The sequence below is a fragment of the Vibrio sp. FF266 genome, from assembly GCF_041439695.1.
GTDB classification, from domain to species: Bacteria; Pseudomonadota; Gammaproteobacteria; order Enterobacterales; family Vibrionaceae; genus Vibrio; species Vibrio tasmaniensis_A.
The window spans coordinates 13310-33570 of the sequence record NZ_JBGOOO010000032.1 but is presented as its reverse complement, the minus strand read 5'-3'; the positions used below and the strand labels follow the sequence as shown (position 1 = coordinate 33570).

The 20261-nt window shown below is 44.1% G+C and carries 17 protein-coding genes; 10 read left to right on the top strand and 7 right to left on the bottom strand.

The genetic code is table 11. The features are described from left to right. Window positions 1-26: 26 nt before the first annotated feature. Window positions 27-1025 carry a sugar-binding transcriptional regulator gene (locus ACED59_RS19160; protein ID WP_017098461.1) on the bottom strand — a complete coding sequence of 333 codons (999 nt, stop codon included), beginning with the start codon at window positions 1023-1025 and terminating at the stop codon, window positions 27-29. A 459-nt stretch (window positions 1026-1484) separates the two neighbouring features. Between ACED59_RS19160 and tal the strand changes: the two genes are divergently transcribed. Continuing rightward, on the top strand, window positions 1485-2435 hold the full coding sequence (gene tal / locus ACED59_RS19155; RefSeq protein ID WP_029223051.1) for a transaldolase: 951 nt from the start codon (window positions 1485-1487) through the stop codon (window positions 2433-2435). Between the two features lie 90 nt (window positions 2436-2525). Continuing rightward, complete coding sequence (gene tkt / locus ACED59_RS19150) at window positions 2526-4517, top strand: transketolase (RefSeq protein ID WP_371705072.1); 1992 nt, start codon at window positions 2526-2528, stop codon at window positions 4515-4517. A 186-nt stretch (window positions 4518-4703) separates the two neighbouring features. Here the strand turns inward: tkt and ACED59_RS19145 are convergent, their stop codons facing one another. Beyond that, window positions 4704-5054 (bottom strand): VOC family protein, encoded by a 351-nt coding sequence (locus ACED59_RS19145; RefSeq protein WP_017098464.1) that lies wholly within the window; start codon window positions 5052-5054, stop codon window positions 4704-4706. A 138-nt stretch (window positions 5055-5192) separates the two neighbouring features. Continuing rightward, window positions 5193-7268, bottom strand: a complete 2076-nt coding sequence (helD, locus tag ACED59_RS19140) for a DNA helicase IV (protein ID WP_017098465.1) — start codon at window positions 7266-7268, stop codon at window positions 5193-5195. A 177-nt stretch (window positions 7269-7445) separates the two neighbouring features. On the opposite strand from helD, the gene yccS reads away from it, so the two are divergent. The 5 genes from yccS to ACED59_RS19115 all read left to right on the top strand — a co-directional run bounded on the left by yccS (window position 7446) and on the right by ACED59_RS19115 (window position 12980). Then, on the top strand, window positions 7446-9632 hold the full coding sequence (gene yccS / locus ACED59_RS19135) for a YccS family putative transporter (RefSeq protein ID WP_017098466.1): 2187 nt from the start codon (window positions 7446-7448) through the stop codon (window positions 9630-9632). A gap of 352 nt (window positions 9633-9984) precedes the next feature. Next, window positions 9985-10146, top strand: a complete 162-nt coding sequence (locus ACED59_RS19130; protein ID WP_009845576.1) for a hypothetical protein — start codon at window positions 9985-9987, stop codon at window positions 10144-10146. Between the two features lie 121 nt (window positions 10147-10267). Beyond that, window positions 10268-10588, top strand: coding sequence for a hypothetical protein (locus ACED59_RS19125; protein ID WP_017098467.1), 321 nt, complete (start codon window positions 10268-10270; stop codon window positions 10586-10588). A gap of 167 nt (window positions 10589-10755) precedes the next feature. Further along, the gene (locus ACED59_RS19120) at window positions 10756-12015 is read left to right on the top strand and encodes a hydroxymethylglutaryl-CoA reductase (RefSeq protein WP_371705071.1); all 1260 of its coding nucleotides are present in this window, start codon (window positions 10756-10758) and stop codon (window positions 12013-12015) included. Window positions 12016-12068: 53 nt separating this feature from the next. Further along, window positions 12069-12980, top strand: a complete 912-nt coding sequence (locus ACED59_RS19115) for a LysR family transcriptional regulator (RefSeq protein ID WP_029224004.1) — start codon at window positions 12069-12071, stop codon at window positions 12978-12980. A 27-nt stretch (window positions 12981-13007) separates the two neighbouring features. On the opposite strand, the gene ACED59_RS19110 is transcribed toward ACED59_RS19115, so the two are convergent. From ACED59_RS19110 to ACED59_RS19100, 3 genes are all read right to left on the bottom strand, one after another. Next, window positions 13008-13922 (bottom strand): YjjW family glycine radical enzyme activase, encoded by a 915-nt coding sequence (locus tag ACED59_RS19110; RefSeq protein ID WP_017098470.1) that lies wholly within the window; start codon window positions 13920-13922, stop codon window positions 13008-13010. 49 nt (window positions 13923-13971) lie between these two features. Then, window positions 13972-15537, bottom strand: a complete 1566-nt coding sequence (locus ACED59_RS19105; protein ID WP_017098471.1) for a YjjI family glycine radical enzyme — start codon at window positions 15535-15537, stop codon at window positions 13972-13974. A 409-nt stretch (window positions 15538-15946) separates the two neighbouring features. Beyond that, a complete protein-coding gene (locus tag ACED59_RS19100; RefSeq protein ID WP_009845582.1) occupies window positions 15947-16546 on the bottom strand; it encodes a class I SAM-dependent methyltransferase in 600 nt (199 codons plus the stop codon). Between the two features lie 161 nt (window positions 16547-16707). Here ACED59_RS19100 and ACED59_RS19095 point away from each other — a divergent pair, with 161 nt between their 5' ends. Then, window positions 16708-17586: a LysR family transcriptional regulator gene (locus ACED59_RS19095; RefSeq protein ID WP_009845583.1), complete on the top strand. Its 879-nt coding sequence runs from the start codon at window positions 16708-16710 to the stop codon at window positions 17584-17586. Window positions 17587-17647: 61 nt separating this feature from the next. Here ACED59_RS19095 and ACED59_RS19090 read toward each other — a convergent pair whose 3' ends face one another. Then, window positions 17648-17998 carry a hypothetical protein gene (locus tag ACED59_RS19090; RefSeq protein WP_009845584.1) on the bottom strand — a complete coding sequence of 117 codons (351 nt, stop codon included), beginning with the start codon at window positions 17996-17998 and terminating at the stop codon, window positions 17648-17650. 367 nt (window positions 17999-18365) lie between these two features. Here ACED59_RS19090 and ACED59_RS19085 point away from each other — a divergent pair, with 367 nt between their 5' ends. Both ACED59_RS19085 and ACED59_RS19080 read left to right on the top strand, forming a co-directional pair. Continuing rightward, window positions 18366-19262, top strand: coding sequence for a cation diffusion facilitator family transporter (locus ACED59_RS19085; protein WP_017098472.1), 897 nt, complete (start codon window positions 18366-18368; stop codon window positions 19260-19262). A 111-nt stretch (window positions 19263-19373) separates the two neighbouring features. Continuing rightward, window positions 19374-20144, top strand: coding sequence for a tetratricopeptide repeat protein (locus ACED59_RS19080; protein ID WP_371705070.1), 771 nt, complete (start codon window positions 19374-19376; stop codon window positions 20142-20144). Window positions 20145-20261: the final 117 nt, after the last annotated feature.

Here is a 20261-nt window from a genome sequence, read left to right as displayed (position 1 = left end):
AACGGGCTCCCCAGGTTTATATTTTGCTAATCATCTAACTCAGCATGTTTCATCTGCTCATCCAAGTTAAGCACCGTCAAAGCATTACTTACGCTGGTTGCAATCACGTCTACTACGCCGGTTCTTAATGCACCTAATAAAGCTAATGGCTTACTGTTCTCGGCAGCGATGGCAATTACCTCAGCGATTGGGCGGAACTCTTCCAGGCCTAAGCCGATGACTCGGTCACTCATCACAGTGTTTGCGGCTTTGCCGTGTACATCAAAAAAGTCATAACCCGCAAAGTCACCGACCACGCCTTGTAGTAAACGAGATTGGACGACCTCTCCCGCCGTAAACCAACCTAGGTCGACCATGTAGCTGTTTTCACTCATATCACCAATACCGACTAATGCAACATCTGCCTTACGAGCTAGATCGAGTGTTTGCTTAACGGTGCTGTTTTCCATGAACGCGGATTTTTGTGCTTTGTTCTCTGCATAAGCAGGCGCATACAAGGTTTCAGAAGATCCACCGTATTTCTTGGCGAGTTGTCTACATATATGGTCGGCATTAAACATACCGCCTCTTGGGTGAATGCCGCCGATACCACATACGAATTTACAGTCACGTGGGGTAATTACCCCAGTATGGTGAGCAACCGACGATACGTTTCGGCCTTGGCCAACCGTGACTACCATGCCGTTTTTTAGGGTGCTCGTTAGGTAGTTCGACACCAAACCCGCAACCTGTAACCGCTGCTTCTCTTCATTTGGTTGGTCTAGTGCAACCAATGCACGCTTAACACCAAATCGTTCGATCAAACGTTGTTCGATCTTCGCGCTGAATACTGGGTGGTATTTCACGGTGATCTCGACAATCCCTTCATCGCGGGCTTGCTTGAGCATTCGACCAACCTTTGCACGAGAGATAGAGAATTTTTTAGAGATCTCTTCTTGTGTAGCGCCATCTTGATAGTAAGCAACGGCTACTTCAGTGAGGAGATCAGTATTTTCTTCGGAAACATCTTGGATATTCTTACTCATATACCACTCAACCAATATTTAACAATTATTTTACCTGCTGCACTTCCTAATAAAGGAGAGCTCAGTAAGTGATACACAAGCTTACACCCTGAACATATGTAACATCAAGGAGCATTTGATCAGCATAGTGTCCTTGATTTTACTGTTGATTAATTTACCTCACTTTGCCCGCTAAACGTTTGCTTGCATACCCCATGGTTACTAGAGCGAAATATATTTGACTGAAGTCACCATACAGCACTATTTACCGTTGACTTTGGGGCTAGATCGGATAAATATGGCTACATCATTTACTCATCGAGCGATCAAATGTTCTGTGCAAATGTTCGTTCGGAGAAAAATTTAAATTAATGTAAGTTTGACTCACTGGTACAACCATGAGGAACTTCATTAGTTCGCTTGCAAATGCCCACACCTCTCCCATTAAAGGGGTGTTCTGCGATACATAGGATGATCAAAATGAGCAATAAATTAGAGCAACTTCGTAAACTAACAACTGTTGTAGCTGACACTGGCGATATCGAAGCTATCAGCAAGTACACTCCTGAAGATGCAACAACTAACCCATCTCTAATTCTTAAAGCCGCTCAAATTGCTGAGTACGCACCTCTAATCGATGCTTCTATCGAATACGCTAAAGCGCAAAGTGGCGACAAAGCACAACAAGTTCAAGACACTTGTGACATGCTTAACGTGAACATCGGTAAAGAAATCCTTAACGTTGTACCTGGCCGCATCTCTACTGAAGTAGATGCTCGTCTTTCTTACGACATGGAAGGCAGCGTTGCTAAAGCTCGTCAACTTATCAAAATGTACAACGACGCTGGCATCACTAACGACCGCATCCTTATCAAACTGGCTTCTACTTGGGAAGGCATCCGTGCTGCTGAAATCCTAGAGAAAGAAGGCATCAACTGTAACCTAACGCTTCTATTCTCTTTCGCTCAAGCTCGTGCTTGTGCTGAAGCTGGCGTATTCCTAATCTCTCCTTTCGTTGGTCGCATCATGGACTGGTACAAAGCGAAAGAAGGTCGAGATTTCGAAGCTTCAGAAGATCCAGGCGTAATCTCTGTTTCAGACATCTACAACTACTACAAAGAGCACGGCTACAAGACTGTTGTTATGGGCGCAAGCTTCCGTAACATCGGCGAGATCCTTGAACTTGCTGGTTGTGACCGTCTAACTATCGCTCCTCAACTTCTAGCAGACCTAGAAGCAGCTGAAGGCGAAGTAGTAGAGAAGCTAATTGACTCTAACGGTACTAAAGAGCGTCCTGCTGCAATGACTCACGCTGAGTTCCTATGGGATCACAACCAAGACCCAATGGCTGTAGAGAAGCTAGCTGAAGGCATCCGCAACTTCGCCGTAGACCAAGGCAAACTAGAAGACATGATCGCAGCTAAGCTGTAATCACTACTTAATAAATAAGAGGAACGAATTTCGTTCCTCTTTTACATCTATCCACGAATTTTTAATTTCGAATCAATTTTGGAAGCAATTATGAACCGCAAACATCTAGCTAACGCTATTCGTGCTCTAAGCATGGACGGCGTACAACAAGCAAACTCTGGTCACCCTGGCGCACCTATGGGTATGGCTGACATCGCTGAAGTACTTTGGCGTTCTCACCTGAACCATAACCCATCAAACCCAGAGTGGGCTGACCGCGACCGTTTTATCCTGTCTAACGGCCACGGCTCAATGCTGATCTACTCTCTGCTTCACCTAGCAGGTTACGAGCTTTCAATTGAAGATCTTAAGAACTTCCGTCAACTGCACTCTAAGACTCCAGGTCACCCAGAATACGGTTACGCACCAGGTATCGAGACGACTACAGGTCCTCTAGGTCAAGGCATCACCAACGCTGTTGGTATGGCGATGGCTGAGAAAGCACTTGCGGCACAGTTCAACAAAGAAGGCCACGACATCGTAGACCACTACACTTATGCATTCATGGGTGATGGCTGTCTGATGGAAGGCATTTCTCACGAAGCATGTTCTCTAGCGGGTACGCTAGGTCTTGGTAAGCTGGTTGCTTTCTGGGATGACAACGGCATCTCTATCGATGGTGAAGTTGAAGGCTGGTTCTCTGACGATACACCTAAGCGTTTTGAAGCTTACGGCTGGCACGTAATCCCAGCGGTAGATGGCCACGACTCTGACGCTATCAACGCGGCTATCGAAGCAGCTAAAGCGGATCCTCGTCCGACTCTAATTTGTACTAAAACAGTAATCGGCTTTGGTTCTCCAAACAAAGCAGGCACGCACGACTGTCACGGTGCACCATTAGGCGCTGACGAAATCGCAGCAACTCGTAAACAACTAGGTTGGGAGCACGGTCCTTTTGAAATTCCGTCGGAAGTTTACTCAGAGTGGGATGCGAAAGAAGCAGGCGCAGCTAAGGAAGCAGCGTGGAACGAGAAACTTGCAGCTTATGAAGCAGCATACCCTGAGCTGGCAGCTGAATTCAAACGCCGCGTAAACGGTGATCTTCCTGCTGAATGGGAAGAGAAAGCATCGGCAATCATCGCTGATCTTCAAGCTAACCCTGCAAACATCGCATCACGTAAAGCATCTCAAAATGCACTAGAAGCGTTCGGTGCTATGCTACCTGAATTCATGGGCGGCTCTGCTGACCTTGCGCCTTCTAACCTGACTATGTGGTCTGGTTCTAAGTCTCTTGAAGCAAATGACTTCTCTGGTAACTACATCCACTACGGTGTACGTGAATTCGGTATGACGGCTATCATGAACGGTATCGCTCTGCACGGTGGTTTCGTACCATACGGCGCAACGTTCCTAATGTTCATGGAATACGCTCGTAACGCTATGCGTATGGCTGCTCTGATGAAAACTCAGAACATCCAAGTTTACACGCACGATTCTATCGGCCTAGGCGAAGATGGTCCTACTCACCAACCAGTTGAGCAGATCGCTTCTCTACGTCTGACTCCAAACATGAGCACATGGCGTCCATGTGACCAAGTTGAGTCTGCTGTTGCTTGGAAACTGGCAATCGAGCGTAAAGATGGTCCTTCTGCACTTATCTTCTCTCGTCAAAACCTTGCACAACAAGATCGTGACGCTGAGCAAGTAGCAAACATCGCTAAGGGTGGTTACATCCTGAAAGATTGCGCTGGCAAGCCAGAGCTTATCCTTATCGCAACGGGTTCTGAAGTTGAGCTAGCGGTTAGCGCTGCTGCTGAACTAACAGCTGAAGGCAAGAAAGTACGCGTAGTCTCTATGCCTGCTACTGACGCATTCGACAAGCAAGACGCTGAATACCGTGAGTCTGTACTTCCATCTGACGTTACGGCACGTATCGCTGTAGAAGCTGGCATCGCTGACTTCTGGTACAAGTACGTTGGTTTCGGTGGCAAGATCATCGGTATGACAACGTTCGGCGAATCTGCACCAGCAGGCGAGCTATTCAAGATGTTCGGTTTCACTACTGAAAACGTAGTAAACACAGCAAAAGAGATTCTTGCTTAGTCTTGATTAAATTGCCTCGCCCTTAATTAGGTTGATGCATTATTAGTTCTACAATACCAAACGTATAAAGTGAAACTAAAAGGCCTGACTTCGATAGTCAGGCCTTGATTACCGCTTAACAGAAATGTCTAACGTTACAGGATCATTTCACATAGCTGGCTTTTTGTTTACCAGAATCTTAACTCTCTACTTATCGCTCCATACTGCCATTTCATTACCACTTGGCTCTCTAAAATGGAAGCGTCGCCCGCCGGGAAAGCTGAATATCTCACGGTTTATCTCGCCACCAGCATCAGTCACATCACGCTTGGTTTGCTCAAGATCTTCGCTATAAAAAACCATCAACGCCGCACCACCTTCAGCATTGGACGCTAGATCCGCTAAATAAAACCCACCCATTAAGCCTTTACCTTCAAAAGCAGAATACTCAGGGCCGTAGTCTTCAAAGACCCAACCAAACACTTGGCTGAAAAATGCCTTCGTGGCGGCAATGTCTCGCGCTGCAAATTCAATGTAGTTAATTGAGCCGTGTTCCATAACGGGTTCCTTCTGCTTTATGCTTTATGCCTTTTCCCTAATGATAATATCTTACGCCCTAATTAGAATAGCTTATGCCCTAATAATAATGGGTAGCGGGCTTGAAGATCTAATCTTAGACAATCACGTCAACTGACATCACTTTTTACGAACAACGGGGTAATCAGAACCATGTAGCTCTTGCACAAAGCCAGAACCATCACCACTGTGCGTGATCCATACTTTTTCTTTCGCTCGCGTCATTGCCACGTAAAACAAACGACGCTCTTCCGCATAAGGGAACACATCCGAAGATTCAGTCAACGCGCCATCAATGTGCAATTGTTTCTTCTTCGCGGGGAACTGTCCTTCATCAACGCAAAGAATAATCACGAAATCCGCTTCTTTACCCTTACTCGCGTGACAAGTCATGAAGCTGATATCAATTGAGGTATAGATCTTTTTCCAGTCTTCCAACAGCTCTGGTTTGTGGTAATGATTTCGCCCAAGCAACATCACTGATTTATTCGCTTTACCTTTTGCTTGCCTGTTTATCTGATCGAGGATCTTCTCAACTTCTTTGCTTGGCGCACTATAAACCGACTTCTGCTTCTGTTGTTTGAAGCTGTTGAGCTCTTTTGGTAATTGAATCGGGTTTTCCTGCACAAAGCGATTGGCAACCGAACCTAACTGATTGTTAAATCGATAAGTCGTATCTAGATGATGAATTGTCGAGCTCTCAAAACGATCTTTAAAGCCCGTCGTTAGATCAACATCTGCACCCGCGAACTGGTAAATTGACTGCCAGTCATCACCTACGGCAAAAATAGAAGCTTGGTGCTGCGCTTTCGATTGATTGCACAAGGCTTCAACCAAGGCTAAACGATCTGGTGAGATATCTTGATATTCATCGATCATGATGAACTTCCAAGGCGAAATGAATTTCCCCTTCTCGACATACTGTGTCGCTCGGCTGATCATGATTGAGAAGTCGATATGATTCTGTTCTTTCAATTCCTTTTGCCAAGCGGTTACGCATGGCCAACACAGTGAAAGCTCGCTATTGAGGCGCGTATAGTCACGGTGATCAATCAGTTGTTGCTGTACTTCTTTTTTCGTTAAACCCGATGCATTCAACTGTTCAAGTTGCTTTTCAAGCCAACCAATCAATTTAAGATTTGAAACATGACTACCTAGCTCATCATCACCGGTTAAATAAGCAATTGGCCATTTAGACAAGTGCTTTTGCCAACGTTTAAAGTTGGTCGGCGTCATCCAGTGCTTCTTCAACCAATCAATGCACCATGCTTGGCGTTGGTTGTCATCGAGTGCGAGCGGAGAAATAACCACGCGTTCGGGTTCAACTTGATTCAGTATCTTTAGACCCAACTGGTGGAAAGTACTGACTTGCACCTTCTCGGCTGATATGCCAATTTTGCTGTTAAGGCGCTGCTTCATCTCTTCCGCGGCTTCACGACCAAAGGCGAGCAGTAACAACTCTTTAGCTTGAGCTTGGTGGCTTTGCAATAAATACGCGACGCGAGCGGTGAGAACACTGGTTTTACCTGAGCCTGCGCCCGCTAAAATAAGGTTGTGATCATCATTCATCAAGACCGCATATTGTTGCGACAAGTTCAGGGGTGACGACTCACATTGAGCAAACAATACTTCCCAATTTTGTCTTTCTGTCTCTAACCACTGTTGATTCCTCTCGGCTTGCTGAATTTCCGTTTCAGACAACCATGGCTGCATTCGAGCAATGCGGTTTGGCATGCGCTGTGCCGCTTCCTCTAGAGTCATCGTCATATTTTCCAGACCTGCGTTGACCATGTCGACCCAAGTCTTCACTTTAGAATGCGGTAGGAAAGCAGGAAGTTGCTCAAGACGTGTCAATTCATCTTCCCATTGAGGAACGTGCTCTGCCAACTGTTCACATTGTCTGTCATGCCACTTCTGATAAGCAGCAACCGATGCGCGCGCAAATTGACGACATTGTTCCCATGGAAGGCCTTGGACTAACCAGCTTCGCTGTTTGCCATCTTGTTGATTAGCAAAAAACTGCAACGATCCCCAAAACAATCCGCGCTTTATCGCGATCTTGCCACTCCAAATAGTGAAAGGGATACGTTCTTCACTGCCTACTGAAGATAACAGCAGGCGTGGACCATCAAGCTCAACTTGATGATATTCATTTTGAATAAAAAACTGTGCAGTCTTATTAGCGCTTAGCTGCATTGGAGCGTGCTCTTTAATTGGGAATATTGAATTTATATCATGATGCAGTGAGAATTAATAATGTCTCACTGCTTATCGACGCTTTCATAACCACCTAGGGGCAATTATGGATAAGTATCAAATTCTTGTGCTTGATTTCTGTTAGGATTATGGTTTTAGTGTGTCAAGTGAGCGACTGTGGACTTCTCAGCAAAACTACGCCTTTATTGGGCGAATAAAACCATAAATTACAGCGTATTAATTCTCATCACTCTGCTCGGTGTTGTAGTACCTGCTTGGTATTATGGTCAAAACACACTGATCACACCATTAATTTTAGGGGTTATTGCTGCGGCTCTTGCTGAAAGTGATGACAGTTTTACTGGCCGTCTCAAAGCACTCACATTGACCTTTATCTGTTTCGCTGTAGCCGCTTTCTCTATCGAGATCCTGTTCGATACACCTTGGCTGTTCGCGATAGGGCTTTTCGTTTCAACCTTCTCTTTTATTATACTCGGTGCAATTGGCCCTAAATACGCCAGTATCGCGTTTGGTTCGCTGCTTGTTGCTATCTATACCATGCTCGGTGCCCATGAGAGCACCAACCTTTGGTTTCAACCGCTTCTACTTTTAACCGGCGCCGCTTGGTACTACTTCATGTCGATGATTTGGCAGATTGTTTGGCCGATGCAGCCCGTACAGCAAAACCTGGCGACGGTATTCGATCAAATCGGCAATTACATCGGCTCAAAAGCGGAACTCTTCTACCCTGTATCTGACCTTATTCCTCAGCCACATCGCATTATTGAAGCTAAGTTAAACGCCAGTACCGTTAATGCACTCAACATGTGTAAAGCAACACTGCTTAACCGATCTAAGCGCGGGCACATTGATGGTCCGAGTGACCGATTCCTAAACACCTATTTCATCGCACAAGACATTCATGAACGCGTAAGCTCTACCCACTACCGCTATCAAGAGCTGGCAAAGCACTTTGAACGCTCTGATGTGTTGTTTCGATTCAAGTATCTACTAGAAGCCCAAGCCACAGCCTGTAAAGAAGTGGCGAGCTCATTGAAAGTCGGAGCTGAATACCAACATGGCGATAAGTCTGTATTAGCACTTGATGAGTTAATGTCTTCGCTTAACCATCTTAACCAACAGAACAAGCCCGAGTGGAAATCACTGCTCAACCAACTGGATTACTTATTCAATAACCTAGCTACCGTCGAAAAGCAGCTCTCGAATATCAGTAACCCGGATGCGGAAAAGTTGGAAGAAGACGTATTGGACGATACCAACCCTCATACTTTGACGGCAATGTGGCACAAGATCAAAGCCAACCTGAATACCGACTCGATGCTGTTTCGTCATGCAATTCGTATGGCAATCACATTGACGCTCGGCTACGGGATCATTCAAGGTTTTGAGATTGAAAGAGGTTATTGGATTTTGCTAACAACACTGTTTGTGTGCCAACCAAACTACAGTGCAACGCGACAAAAGCTGACGGCTCGTGTCATTGGCACCGTCGCAGGCTTGTTGATTGGAGTACCGTTGTTGACCTTTTTCCCATCTCAAGAGAGTCAGCTGGTATTCATTGTGGTCAGTGGCGTGATGTTCTTCGCTTTCCGTATCAATAACTACGGTTTCGCGACCGCCTTTATCACACTGCTTGTGCTCTTTTGCTTCAATCAATTAGGGGAAGGCTACGCAGTTGTATTGCCCAGACTAGCAGATACCTTCATTGGCAGCGCGCTCGCTGTTTTAGCGGTTAGCTATATTTTACCGGACTGGCAATCAAAACGACTTCACAAGGTGATGGCAGATGCGCTTGATTCCAATAAAGATTATCTCGCTCAGATCATTGGCCAATACCGTGTAGGCAAAAAAGACAGCCTTAGCTATCGTATTGCACGCCGCAGTGCACATAACAATGATGCAAATCTGACTGCCGCTGTTAGTAGCATGCTGGTTGAGCCGGGTAAGTATCGTACATCTGAAGATGAGAGCTTCCGATTCCTAACACTCAATCATGCACTACTCAGCTATATCTCTGCTCTGGGAGCTCATAGAACACGTATCGATGACGAAGCGACACACAAACTGGTACTGGACGCACACAGAGTAATACACGAGCATCTCGACGCTCTCAACGACCAGCTGTTTTGTCATCAAGAACAATGCGAAGTAAAAAACGCTTACGATCCTGAACTTGATAAGCGTTTAAGTGAATGGCGAGAAGAGGATGAGAGCTCTGTTAGAATGGTTCTACAACAGCTACATTTGATTTATCGAATGCTTCCAGAACTGCATACCTTAGCCACAAAATTTGCAGTTAAAGTTAAGATTGAAAAGCCGCTTGAAAAAGAAGTTTCAAGATAAAAAACAAAACAACAGTAAAAACAAAAAGATAATGAAGTTGCTCATTTTTTGAACACTCCGTATGTTTATACATTGCTCTACCAAAAGGCTCATCTAGGTAGAGCAACCACTTGCCTACCCTTTATCTACAAGGGCCGTTCAAATCTTACACGCATGCAAACTTGCTGACTTTGATTGACTCATCCATAACTTTGCCTAACATTCCTCGGACAAAAAACAACCAAAGGGATCTATAGTTGTCTTAGTTTTAGGAAACTTCAAACTTCATTTAATATTCACTTAATCTTGTTTGATTTATTGAATCAGTAAGCTATGCTCTATTGAGCATATGGATTTGAACTAAGGTCTCATTATGAATACACAGCAATTTGAAGCATTTAAGCAGAAAATACAGCTCCTTAACCCGCAGCAATTGAAAGCACTTCAAGGTGAAATAGACGAAAACCTTGAAACAGATCAACCTTCTCTTTTGACAGACGAAGAGTTAAACGTACTGAATGAGTTGTTCAATTAATAGACTAATGTCACTATTTTAGCTTAAATCCACCTGATCTTAGTAATTTGTAGCCGTTCTCCATTGCACTCAAAATATCGTCCGCCTAGACTCATTTCATACGTCAATAAAAGGTTCTGCTATGTCGATATCTGGTATTCAATCTGGTTACGCCATCATTCAGCAGTCAACCAACATGGCTGAAGAAGCCGCTATCGAGCTTAACCAAAACTCCAAACACTCTCCAAAAACCAACGACACTTTCCAAACTAGCGATTTGAGCTTCAATCAAATAGAACCTGAACAATCCATTTCGTTTAAAGAGAAAGAGCCTGAACCAGCTTCTTCCTCTACTGAAGCGTTATTAAAGCTGACACAGAGCGCAAATTACAACCGTGTTGGTGCGAGTGTGGTTGATCGTCAAAACGAAGCCATTGGTAGCCTTCTCGATATCCATATCTGATTCGAGCTACTATTTATCGATTTGATGGTTACCCTCTTTTTGACTAACAAATGGCTCTAAATCCATACAAACTGTAACTCATTATATCAGGCACTTGTTTCTGGTTTATTACTCGGTAGAATCAGCGCAAATCAATTTTGCTGCACAAACTTTACTTCATACTATTTATGCCAAAACTAAATCTGCATCGCCGTGACTATGTTTCTATTTTAGGAGGCGACATCTCCGCAGACGAATTAGAAAAGAAGCTCCAGCCTCATTTTGATAAGCCAGTGAATAAACTGACTCCGAGCCCTTATCTGACTGAAAAAAACCTTACACGTCGCTGGGCGGCTCTCGATAATGCAGACTCGCAGCAAGAACTGCTCGACCCTCATACTCAAAGCCAGATTCAGGCTTATGAGAAAAACATAGAGCACTTTATTGGCACGGTAAAAGTCCCTGTTGGTATATCTGGCCCTTTAAGAGTCAATGGCCTGTTTGCTAAAGGCGACTACCTAGTCCCACTTGCAACCACTGAAGCGGCGCTTGTCGCGTCGTATAACCGTGGTTCAAAGCTGATCACAGCTTGTGGTGGTGCAAGTGCAATGTTGCTCAATGAAGGCGTAACACGCACTCCTGGTTTCGCATTCCAAGGATTAGTTGAAGCAGGACAGTTTGTGGCATGGGCAGTGACCCAGTATGACCAATTTAAAACCTTAGCTGAATCAACAACGTCGCACGGCAAACTTACCGACATCAATATCAACATCGAAGGTAACCATGTTTACTTGGTGTTTGAATTTCTAACCGGAGACGCTTCTGGTCAGAATATGGTAACTATCGCGACCAACGCTGTATTTGAGTACATCATAGAAAATACGCCGGTTAAGCCCGATCATGCTTTCCTTGATGGCAACTTATCAGGCGATAAGAAAGCCAATACACAAACCTTGCGCAGCGTTCGTGGTAAAAAAGTCACAGCCGAGGTCAATATCTCTGCTGAGCTTGTCGCTAAGTACCTCCACACCACACCAGAGAAGATGGTGCAGTTCGGACAAATGACCACAGTCGGTGGCGCTCTAAGCGGTACGATTGGTATCAATGCTCATTATGCCAATGCACTTGCTGCACTCTACATTGCTTGCGGTCAAGACGCGGCGTGTGTTGCTGAGTCTGCGATTGGTATGACTCGTATGGAGCTCAACAAAGAAGGTGGTTTGTACGCGAGTGTAACGCTGCCTAACTTGATGTTAGGAACAGTCGGTGGCGGTACTGGCCTACCAAGCCAAAAAGCGTGTCTCGATTTACTAGGGCTACACGGCAACGGTAAATCACAAGCCTTAGCTGAGGTTTGTGCGGTTTTATGTTTGGCGGGTGAGCTATCGATTGTAGGCGCATTCTGTGCGGGTCACTTTTCGTGCGCTCATCACAAGTTAGCGCGCTAGTTTCTGTTATAAAACCTTAAACCGACCGTTGTCACGCATTGAGTGAGTTGTGTATGGATTACTTACATTTATCGCGAGTGAGCCTTAAACACCTCACTGCGCTTCATATTATGCTGAACACCCACAGCGTCACTCAAACGTCAGAGCAACTCTTTGTCAGCCCTTCGAGTGTGAGTAAGACATTGTCTCAGCTGCGTGACATCCTTAATGACGAACTTTTCTATCGAGACGGCACCAAGCTGATCCCGACTCCCTTTGCCCTGAAAATAGCGCCCACTGTTCACGCGATCCTTTCCAGCATGAACGGGTTACTTCACCAAAAGAGTTTTACTCCTCAGGAGTATCAAGGCAGCTTTTCACTTTCGATGCGTGAAAGTACCTTCGAAGTGTTTGCCTCGAAGATCAGCAAAATCACCACTGAACTTGCACCAAAAGCCAAACTTAATATCTATTCGAAACAGGAGCTTGGATTCGATGCTTTGCTCAGTGGTAAGGTCAACTTGATCCTGTTGCCACACGATATCTCTCAACCCCCAACGGATAATAAAGAGCTGGTGTGGGAAACAATTCTTCCTGATGAAATGGTTTGTTTGATGGGCGCACACCACCCTCTCGCTCAGCAAGAACTAACGGTTGAAGGTTATTTAGATTACAAACATATTGGAATCTTAGATAACGAACTGTCTAAGCCTTACTTTGAGCAAAACTTAGTGCAATGTCATAAGCCTAGAGAGATGGCGATATCGGTAGCGGACTTTGGCGCGGCGGCGGTGTTATGTCACCACACACCTTTCTTGTTCACTTGCTCAAAACAATGGGCTGAGCATGCCAAACAAGCACAAGGCTTGGTAAGTAAACCGCTTCCTTTTGATTACGGAAAAGTGGCGTATAGCTTGGTGTGGAACAAGCCAAACATGAATGATCAGGCGATCAAATGGTTGTGTGACTTGTTTTTAGAAGCCTAACTCTTTTCGCATTGATGACCGAAAATATTAGGTATAAACCTCAGGGGTTTGCATTGCTCTTTGAACAATTGAGTAGAGCTTATCGTGAAAGCTCTGCATTTGTTGTTCGGTGCATTTAGGCCACTCTAAAGCTTCGCCAATTACCCCATGATGTTGAAACGCATTTAACCGAATTCGAACATCACTTGGCAAACCCTTCAAGTAATACCCGACCTGCTCTACCTCGATATCTAGGTCACTTTTATTAGGAATATGCAGTAACCGAACTTCATGTAATTTGCCTTTATCAGCTAAGTAGTTAATGGTTTCAAACACTCGATGGTTCCCTCTACCCACTAACCATTGATGCGTTTCAGATTGCCATGATTTTAGGTCGATCATCGCACCATCAAGGTAAGGTAATACCTTATCCCAACCTTGCTGTGTCAACGAGCCATTACTATCAATAAAACACGTTAAGTGTGCCAATTGCGGATCGCTTTTGATCGCCTGAAATAGCTCGACGATAAACGGCAATTGCATGGTCGCCTCGCCACCCGAAACGGTAATACCGCTCAGGAAGAATTGATTGTGCCTAACCAGTTCAAGCACATCTGATACCGTCATCGTGGTGATTTTGGGGCTAGACTTATGATCACAGATATCGACGCACTGATCGCAGTTGGTACACGCTAACGGACCCCACTTCACTTTGCCTTCAATAAGACTCAGAGCACTGCTCGGGCAGCCACTCACGCAGTCTCCACAATGGTTACAGTGGTTGATGGTGTGTGGATTATGACAAGTGATGCAATCGAAATTACACCCCTGTAGGAACAGCATCAAGCGATTTCCTGGTCCATCAACACAAGAAAAGGTCAGCACACGGCTGACCTTCGCTTGTTTTTCTGTCTTATTATTTTTAACCCTAGCCATTTGAGTTGTTAGATCAGAAATTTTCATAATTCACATTGTTCGTATTCGAGAAACACATAACATGCGTACGTTAAAGCTATTCGTATGCCGGCGACATCTCTAAGCTCGCTACGCGTGGTTTACGCTCTAGTATGCCCGTATTTTTTGCAGCTTCAGCACCAAGGAAAGTGGTATTGGTGCGTGAACCTTGCTCGTCATATTTGGCAATGTCAGACAGCTTAATCATATAACCTGTCACACGAACCAAATCGTTCGATGCTACGTTAGCGGTGAACTCACGGTAACCCGCTTGAATCGCCCCTTTACACAGGTTGAACATCGCTTCTGGATTGGACTTCACCGTTTCGTCGATGGTCAGAATGTCGCTGATACCCGACGTGTAGAACTTGTGGTGACCAGCCGTCGCACGTACGTAAGACACTGGATCTGGTTCTGTTCCATAAGGGATGCGTACACCCGGCGTCACATCTTCATCGAGGCTGATACCACCTTGAGCGTGTAACAGAGCCTTACCTTCCAGCCCATATTTCACTTCCGAGTTTTCAACAATCTCAGCCAGCTTTTCAGAAATACGATGGCCTAACTGATTTGCTTGTTCATCGTGACCATAGCGCCCTGCTTTGCCTTCTTTTTCCATTAAGATGTTAACCGCCTCAGCCATGCCATAAATACCAAACATTGGCGCAAAGCGATCTTCTTCAATTAAGCCTTCTTTGGTTAAGAAGCCTTCGAAGAAGTTAGACTCTTCATGTAAGAAGCGACTACGTGCATTCATCAATTCGATCATGATGCTGCTGTAGTTAGGTAGTACTTGCTGTAAGAAGTCTACGCTGTCTTCAGATTTCAGAGCCACTTGCTTGAGGTTCATACGTACTAGCGTGTTTGAACCACCCGCCAGAGGCAAAGAGTTGTAGCAACTCACGATGCCAAAACGCTTATCTCCGTACGCAGCGGCGTGTGCAGGATAATTGGCAATGTGCGGCTTGCTGCATTCACAGATATTGCTCGCAGCATGACGAAGCAGGTCATCAGATGTGACTGCAGGGTCGTACATAAAGGTTAAGTTAGGTGCGATCTGCTTGAGTTCAGCATCCACACGTAAAATAGTGCGACATACAATGTTGTCACTAGGGCCAATATTAACGTGCATGAAGGCATCTGGCAGCGTGCGATCCAGCATGATCCAGAACAGCTTCAGCTTTTGGTATACCTGCTCATCCGTCAAACCGCCAACAAAAGGCATCAACACATCGTCCAACTGGCCTAAGTAAACCGGAATTGAAGTCACTGATGGAACGTGATGATAAAGGATGGTGAGCATGTTCAATGCTTCGTCGAAATTAGTAGCCGCGCTAAGCTCTAAATACTTGGAGCCTTGATGTAAGTATTTAGAATAATCAGGAAGCACATAGCGCGGCTTAAATGGGGCGTGACCTTCAAACATGTCACACAGCACACCTTGTTGTAAGGCTTGCTCTACTTCATTGCTTACCGGCATATACGGCAGACTGGCTTCAGCTTCTAAGGCAAGATAGCTCGACTTCTGTTTTGGGGACAGGTTGGCATCTGAAATGATATTGCTAAAGCGTTGTTGTTGTTCTGAAAGTGTTGAAGAAGTAGATGACACAGATTGGTGGCTCATGGTTAAACCCTTAATATTATTATGGGCTTATTTTATATCTCACACTTACATTTCCACTAATGAAATGTATGCAAGCCTACATTTCCAAAATGGAAAACACCATTTGTAACTTAGTAATTTATGAATAGATAGCTTGTAAATTTTGTGAATAGACAGTTTTTAAATTGGCCATTTGCCAATTAACGATGGTTGTTTATCGATGATTGTCGTTGGGGAAGGGAAAGAATGAGCAGAAGAGATTAGGCCGCTTAATTGAACCGTTTAGTTTAAAACGCAAGTGCGTATAAATAGAAAACCCACATAACGGATCCAAAGATCGTTGATGTGGGTTTAGTCAATTAAGCGTGAGTGCGGTTATCTGGAGTTATCTATACGTCAACTCCAGATACGTCAACTACAGACAAGTAACCTATAGATGAGGAACCACTTGTTTACGGCCTACACCCATCAGAACCTTCAAAGTACCTTGTGGGGTGTCGATTGAAAACGGTGTTGAGACTTCAACAATCGAAAAACCTGCTGCGCTCAATACATTCTGGGAGCGCTGTTCGCTGACCCCAAAATCTTCGCTGTCGTTTTCTAAGTACCAATCCCAGTGTACAAAAACCCCATCGTTTTCTAACAGAGTATAAATAAGGCTGACCGTATCTTGTAGGTTCGGAATAAAGCCACATACCGAAGAGGCTACCACTAAGTCAAACTGATTTCTGAATGCTGGGTGTTGGGCTGCAAGTCCGCGCGATAAGATATCAACGACAGGCTCTACATTAGACAGCTCTTTTTTATCTAACTCTTCAATCATCCCTTCTGAGATATCGAGAGCGATAATCTCTTTTGCAAAAGGAGATATTTTCTGGCTGAGTAATCCTGTACCACAACCAAAATCAAGGACACGGGTTCCGTTCAAATCAACGAGCTGTGTTAACTGGTCAAATGCGGACTGTGCGAATACAGCAGTAGCGGGGTCGTTATCCCAATCAGGTGCGTACTCGTCCCATTGTTTCGCCATCATGGCCTCCATCTTTACTTCTTGTAGGTTCGGAACGCCCCCAGAATAAACCAAATTAGTCAATTCGTCATAGAGTTATCATGCAAAGATGGACTATTTCTAAGATAGTCAGCACAATATTCAGATAATATGCACCGCCACCCGCTCAATATGGAAATGAAATGAACCTTTCTCAAGTCCAAGCCTTTTGTTCTGTTGCTGATTTAGGATCCGTCTCTGAAGCTGCGCGACAGCTTGAATGTAACCGAACCAAACTGAGCATGTCGATCAAAGCCTTGGAAAAAGAGTTAGATGTCGAACTGTTTGTTCGAAGCGGTAACCATGTCGAGCTGTCTGAGGCAGGTAAGGCCATATATAAAGACTGTGAAGGCATGTTGGTAACGGCAGCACGCATTAAGCAAACCTGCTTACATGTTTCGGGTGAATTCAACGCAGAGATTTGGATCGCACGCGACGATTCCCTACCCGATGAAATGTGGCAAAGTTTATCGCACGCCCTAAACAACAAATACCCTTCCACTTCTTTCAACTTCGTTCTCGCTTCTAGTGGCGACTTGGCTAATCTTGTCGAAACTCAGCAAGTTGATTTTGCGTTTGGTGTCGATTACGAGCGTGTCGACGACCCAAGAATTATCTACAACCCACTCGGCAAGATCCGAATGATGTCGGTATGTAAGAAAGGGCATGATTTAAGTGCGATGCGAAGAGTGTCGGATGAAGTACTAAGAAATTCGATGCAAGCGACCATGGTTTATCTCAATGAAAAAGATAACCCTGAGCTTGAGCCCTTCTCTCGCCGATACATTGGTTTTTCTAGCTTCGATTTTATGTTGGATACGATTCTACGAGAAGATGCATGGGGCGTAATGCCTGAGCCATTGATACGCCATTTATTGCGTGAACAGGAACTGGCGGTGATCAAGCACACTTATGGCCTGACTCAAGAAGACTACTGTATGTTTACCGCGGCAGGTATGGCAGAACACCCAGGAATGAATTGGTTAGCGGATCAGATCAGCGATTACTTGTTTGATTTCTAAAGTGTCAGATAATGTTCTATCTCGACACTTAAAATCGTCTAACAAATAGAAAGCCCTCTCTTTAGAAGACCATCACGTGATCCACTAAATAACGTCCGTCTTCTTCAACTAACACCATTTCTGCCACAAATTCGCCTTTCGCAATGGTATACGCTTGCTTCCAAACAAAGGCGATGGAATCGGAGCGTCTGAATAGCGCCACAGGCTCACGTTCAGCAAAAAAGCCATTACTGTGCTGATAATGATGACACACCTTTTCCAGATACTCAGGCGTCACAATATCCTTCATGCGCTGCGTAAAGTCTCGGCAGTGTTGAGCATGGTCAACCTTGGTTGAACCGTCCATCAAATTGTCCATGATCGGGTTAGCAATCGCCCACAACTCGCTATCGTTGAGATCATCAAATTTCATCTTCATCCATTCCTTTTCAAGTTCAACTCGGCTCTATGTTCAAGGTTCAGGTTCAAACCCAAGTTTAAGGTATAAAGTTTCAATGCGATTTCTGTAACCTTAACAACCTGCTCCTTTACACTGCGAGCCTATGAGACCTTCACAACCTATGTGTTTTACTAATCATAAACCATTTAGCGCCAGTTTCACATTTCCTGAAAAACAGTCATCGTCAACTTTACTGACACCAAAATCTACCACTAAGTAATTGAATAGTAACAACTTGGATGTAAAACGGGTTACCGACATATAAACGTCATCAGATAAAGTTTGTAAAGCTAGCTCAATATTAGAACAATGACGTTATCAAAAACATCTGGAAAATATTATGTGTGACAGGAAAAGCCAAAACGAAAATCGAGTACTATTGTTCTCAGCCCTTTTAGCATCAGGCTTCGCGATTGGCGGATTGGTGTTGGGTCTTCTCGTTGGCTCTCTAGTCATAGTATTTGACGGTGTCTATTCTCTTATCAGTTTACTGTTAACTTTATTGTCACTAGCTGCTTCGAAATACATTAATCGCCCATCAGACAGGGAGTTCCCGTTCGGTCGAGCAATCATTGAGCCAATCGTAATCGCCATTAAAGCGATTGTGATTCTGCTTGTGGTCGGTTATTCACTTTATTCTGCGATTGGTGCTCTGATGACAGGTGGTCGTGAAGTTGATGCTTCTATCGCAACTCTGTTTGGTATTTTCAACGTATTGGGTTGTGGTTACGCTTGGTGGTACATCGCTAACAAGAGCAAACGTATTTCTTCAGGTTTGATTCAAGCTGAGTCTAAACAGTGGCAAATGGATACGCTGTTGAGTGTGGCAGTTACGGCAGGTTTCGTTGTTGCTTGGTTGGTGGCTTACTCTCCGTTTGCTGAATACGCGGTATATGCCGATCCAATGATGATGTTGCTGATGTCTTTCTACTTTATCAAAGTGCCGTTCGACATGTTACGTGAAGCAATGCGTGAACTGCTAATGATGTCGGCAACCAAAGATATTTGTGACGCGGTAGATAAGAATGTTGTCGCTGTGGACAAAGATGCGGAGCAAGATTTGGAGCTAATGGGTGTGACTAAGGTTGGCCCGGAACTAAGAGTCAATGTTGATATTCATACTAACGACCAAGATGCGATTACGGTTGATGATATTGAACGAACACGCCATCAATTAAAGCGACGCTTATCTAAAATGCCTTATGATCTTCAATTGAATTTAAATATTACGGCTTAATGGTCTGGTCCCTAGTAACCTTTATACATCACTTTTATATTATAAGTTTTACTTTCAAATTTGTTCGCCCCTTCGTACAATACGAGATTATCTTATTTTAGTGATCGTGACATGACCCCTTCTAAGCACTTTAATTATTTTTTAAGTGAAAAAATAAACGACATAGTTGAAGCTCCTAATGAAGCAAGTATTCTTACGATTGAGGCTAAAATAAGAGAGTTTGCCTCTGAAAATGACCTGCCAATCCCAAGCGCCGTTGATTATTTTTGTACAGGATCACGGTTATTAAAATTGGGGCAAGTACATCAAGCCTTTGAACATCTAACTGAAGCACTACATCGAAGTGAAATATCCAATATTCACGACATTAAATTCTGCATAGAATACTCTATTGGCGTTGCTCTCATACGATTAGGCTGTTATTCAAAAGCCATTATTTCTCTAACTAAAGCAAGTGCATCAAAAGCCGTTAACAATGAACGCCTCCTAACTCGAATATATAATAATTTAGGTTACATTTTTTTAGAAACCCAAGATTATTCAAAAGCTCAGTACTATTGCAAGCTCGCATGGGAAATAGAAAAAAATTCTCTTCAAGCTTCATCGAGATCAATATTAAGTAACCTTGCTATCATTGATTCAACGCTAGGTAATAAAGCCGAGGCCGAAAGAAAATTCACTTTATGTCGAGAACTACTCAATAAACACCCTAGTCTTATTGGTACTTACTTTTACCACAGTTGCTATGCAGAACACCTTCAATCTATCAACCAGATTGATGAAGCACTCTCTTCTTTTAAGACTGCAATTGAAATCTGTGAATTACTGGGCGACAATTTTTACTTAATCGAAACTTTAAAAATTACTGTTCATGTGCAATAGAGCATGAAAGAAACGATATCCTTGAGCCATATTTAAGCCGTGCTATATCTTTAGGAAACAAATATGGCAGCGCTACATCACTACAAAAACTCGCCTCATCACTATTTAATTTTAGTC

What these genes read in the sequence shown, in the direction of transcription:
- tkt (WP_371705072.1), top strand. Translation starts at nt 2,526, where the DNA reads ATGAACCGCAAACATCTAGCTAACGCTATTCGTGCTCTAAGCATGGAC.
- ACED59_RS19120 (WP_371705071.1), top strand. Translation starts at nt 10,756, where the DNA reads ATGCCAAAACTAAATCTGCATCGCCGTGACTATGTTTCTATTTTAGGA.
- ACED59_RS19145 (WP_017098464.1), bottom strand. Translation starts at nt 5,054, where the DNA reads ATGGAACACGGCTCAATTAACTACATTGAATTTGCAGCGCGAGACATT.
- ACED59_RS19125 (WP_017098467.1), top strand. Translation starts at nt 10,268, where the DNA reads ATGTCGATATCTGGTATTCAATCTGGTTACGCCATCATTCAGCAGTCA.
- ACED59_RS19115 (WP_029224004.1), top strand. Translation starts at nt 12,069, where the DNA reads ATGGATTACTTACATTTATCGCGAGTGAGCCTTAAACACCTCACTGCG.
- tal (WP_029223051.1), top strand. Translation starts at nt 1,485, where the DNA reads ATGAGCAATAAATTAGAGCAACTTCGTAAACTAACAACTGTTGTAGCT.
- helD (WP_017098465.1), bottom strand. Translation starts at nt 7,268, where the DNA reads ATGCAGCTAAGCGCTAATAAGACTGCACAGTTTTTTATTCAAAATGAA.
- ACED59_RS19130 (WP_009845576.1), top strand. Translation starts at nt 9,985, where the DNA reads ATGAATACACAGCAATTTGAAGCATTTAAGCAGAAAATACAGCTCCTT.
- ACED59_RS19105 (WP_017098471.1), bottom strand. Translation starts at nt 15,537, where the DNA reads ATGAGCCACCAATCTGTGTCATCTACTTCTTCAACACTTTCAGAACAA.
- ACED59_RS19095 (WP_009845583.1), top strand. Translation starts at nt 16,708, where the DNA reads ATGAACCTTTCTCAAGTCCAAGCCTTTTGTTCTGTTGCTGATTTAGGA.
- ACED59_RS19100 (WP_009845582.1), bottom strand. Translation starts at nt 16,546, where the DNA reads ATGGCGAAACAATGGGACGAGTACGCACCTGATTGGGATAACGACCCC.
- ACED59_RS19090 (WP_009845584.1), bottom strand. Translation starts at nt 17,998, where the DNA reads ATGAAATTTGATGATCTCAACGATAGCGAGTTGTGGGCGATTGCTAAC.
- ACED59_RS19160 (WP_017098461.1), bottom strand. Translation starts at nt 1,025, where the DNA reads ATGAGTAAGAATATCCAAGATGTTTCCGAAGAAAATACTGATCTCCTC.
- ACED59_RS19085 (WP_017098472.1), top strand. Translation starts at nt 18,366, where the DNA reads ATGTGTGACAGGAAAAGCCAAAACGAAAATCGAGTACTATTGTTCTCA.
- ACED59_RS19110 (WP_017098470.1), bottom strand. Translation starts at nt 13,922, where the DNA reads ATGAAAATTTCTGATCTAACAACTCAAATGGCTAGGGTTAAAAATAAT.
- ACED59_RS19080 (WP_371705070.1), top strand. Translation starts at nt 19,374, where the DNA reads ATGACCCCTTCTAAGCACTTTAATTATTTTTTAAGTGAAAAAATAAAC.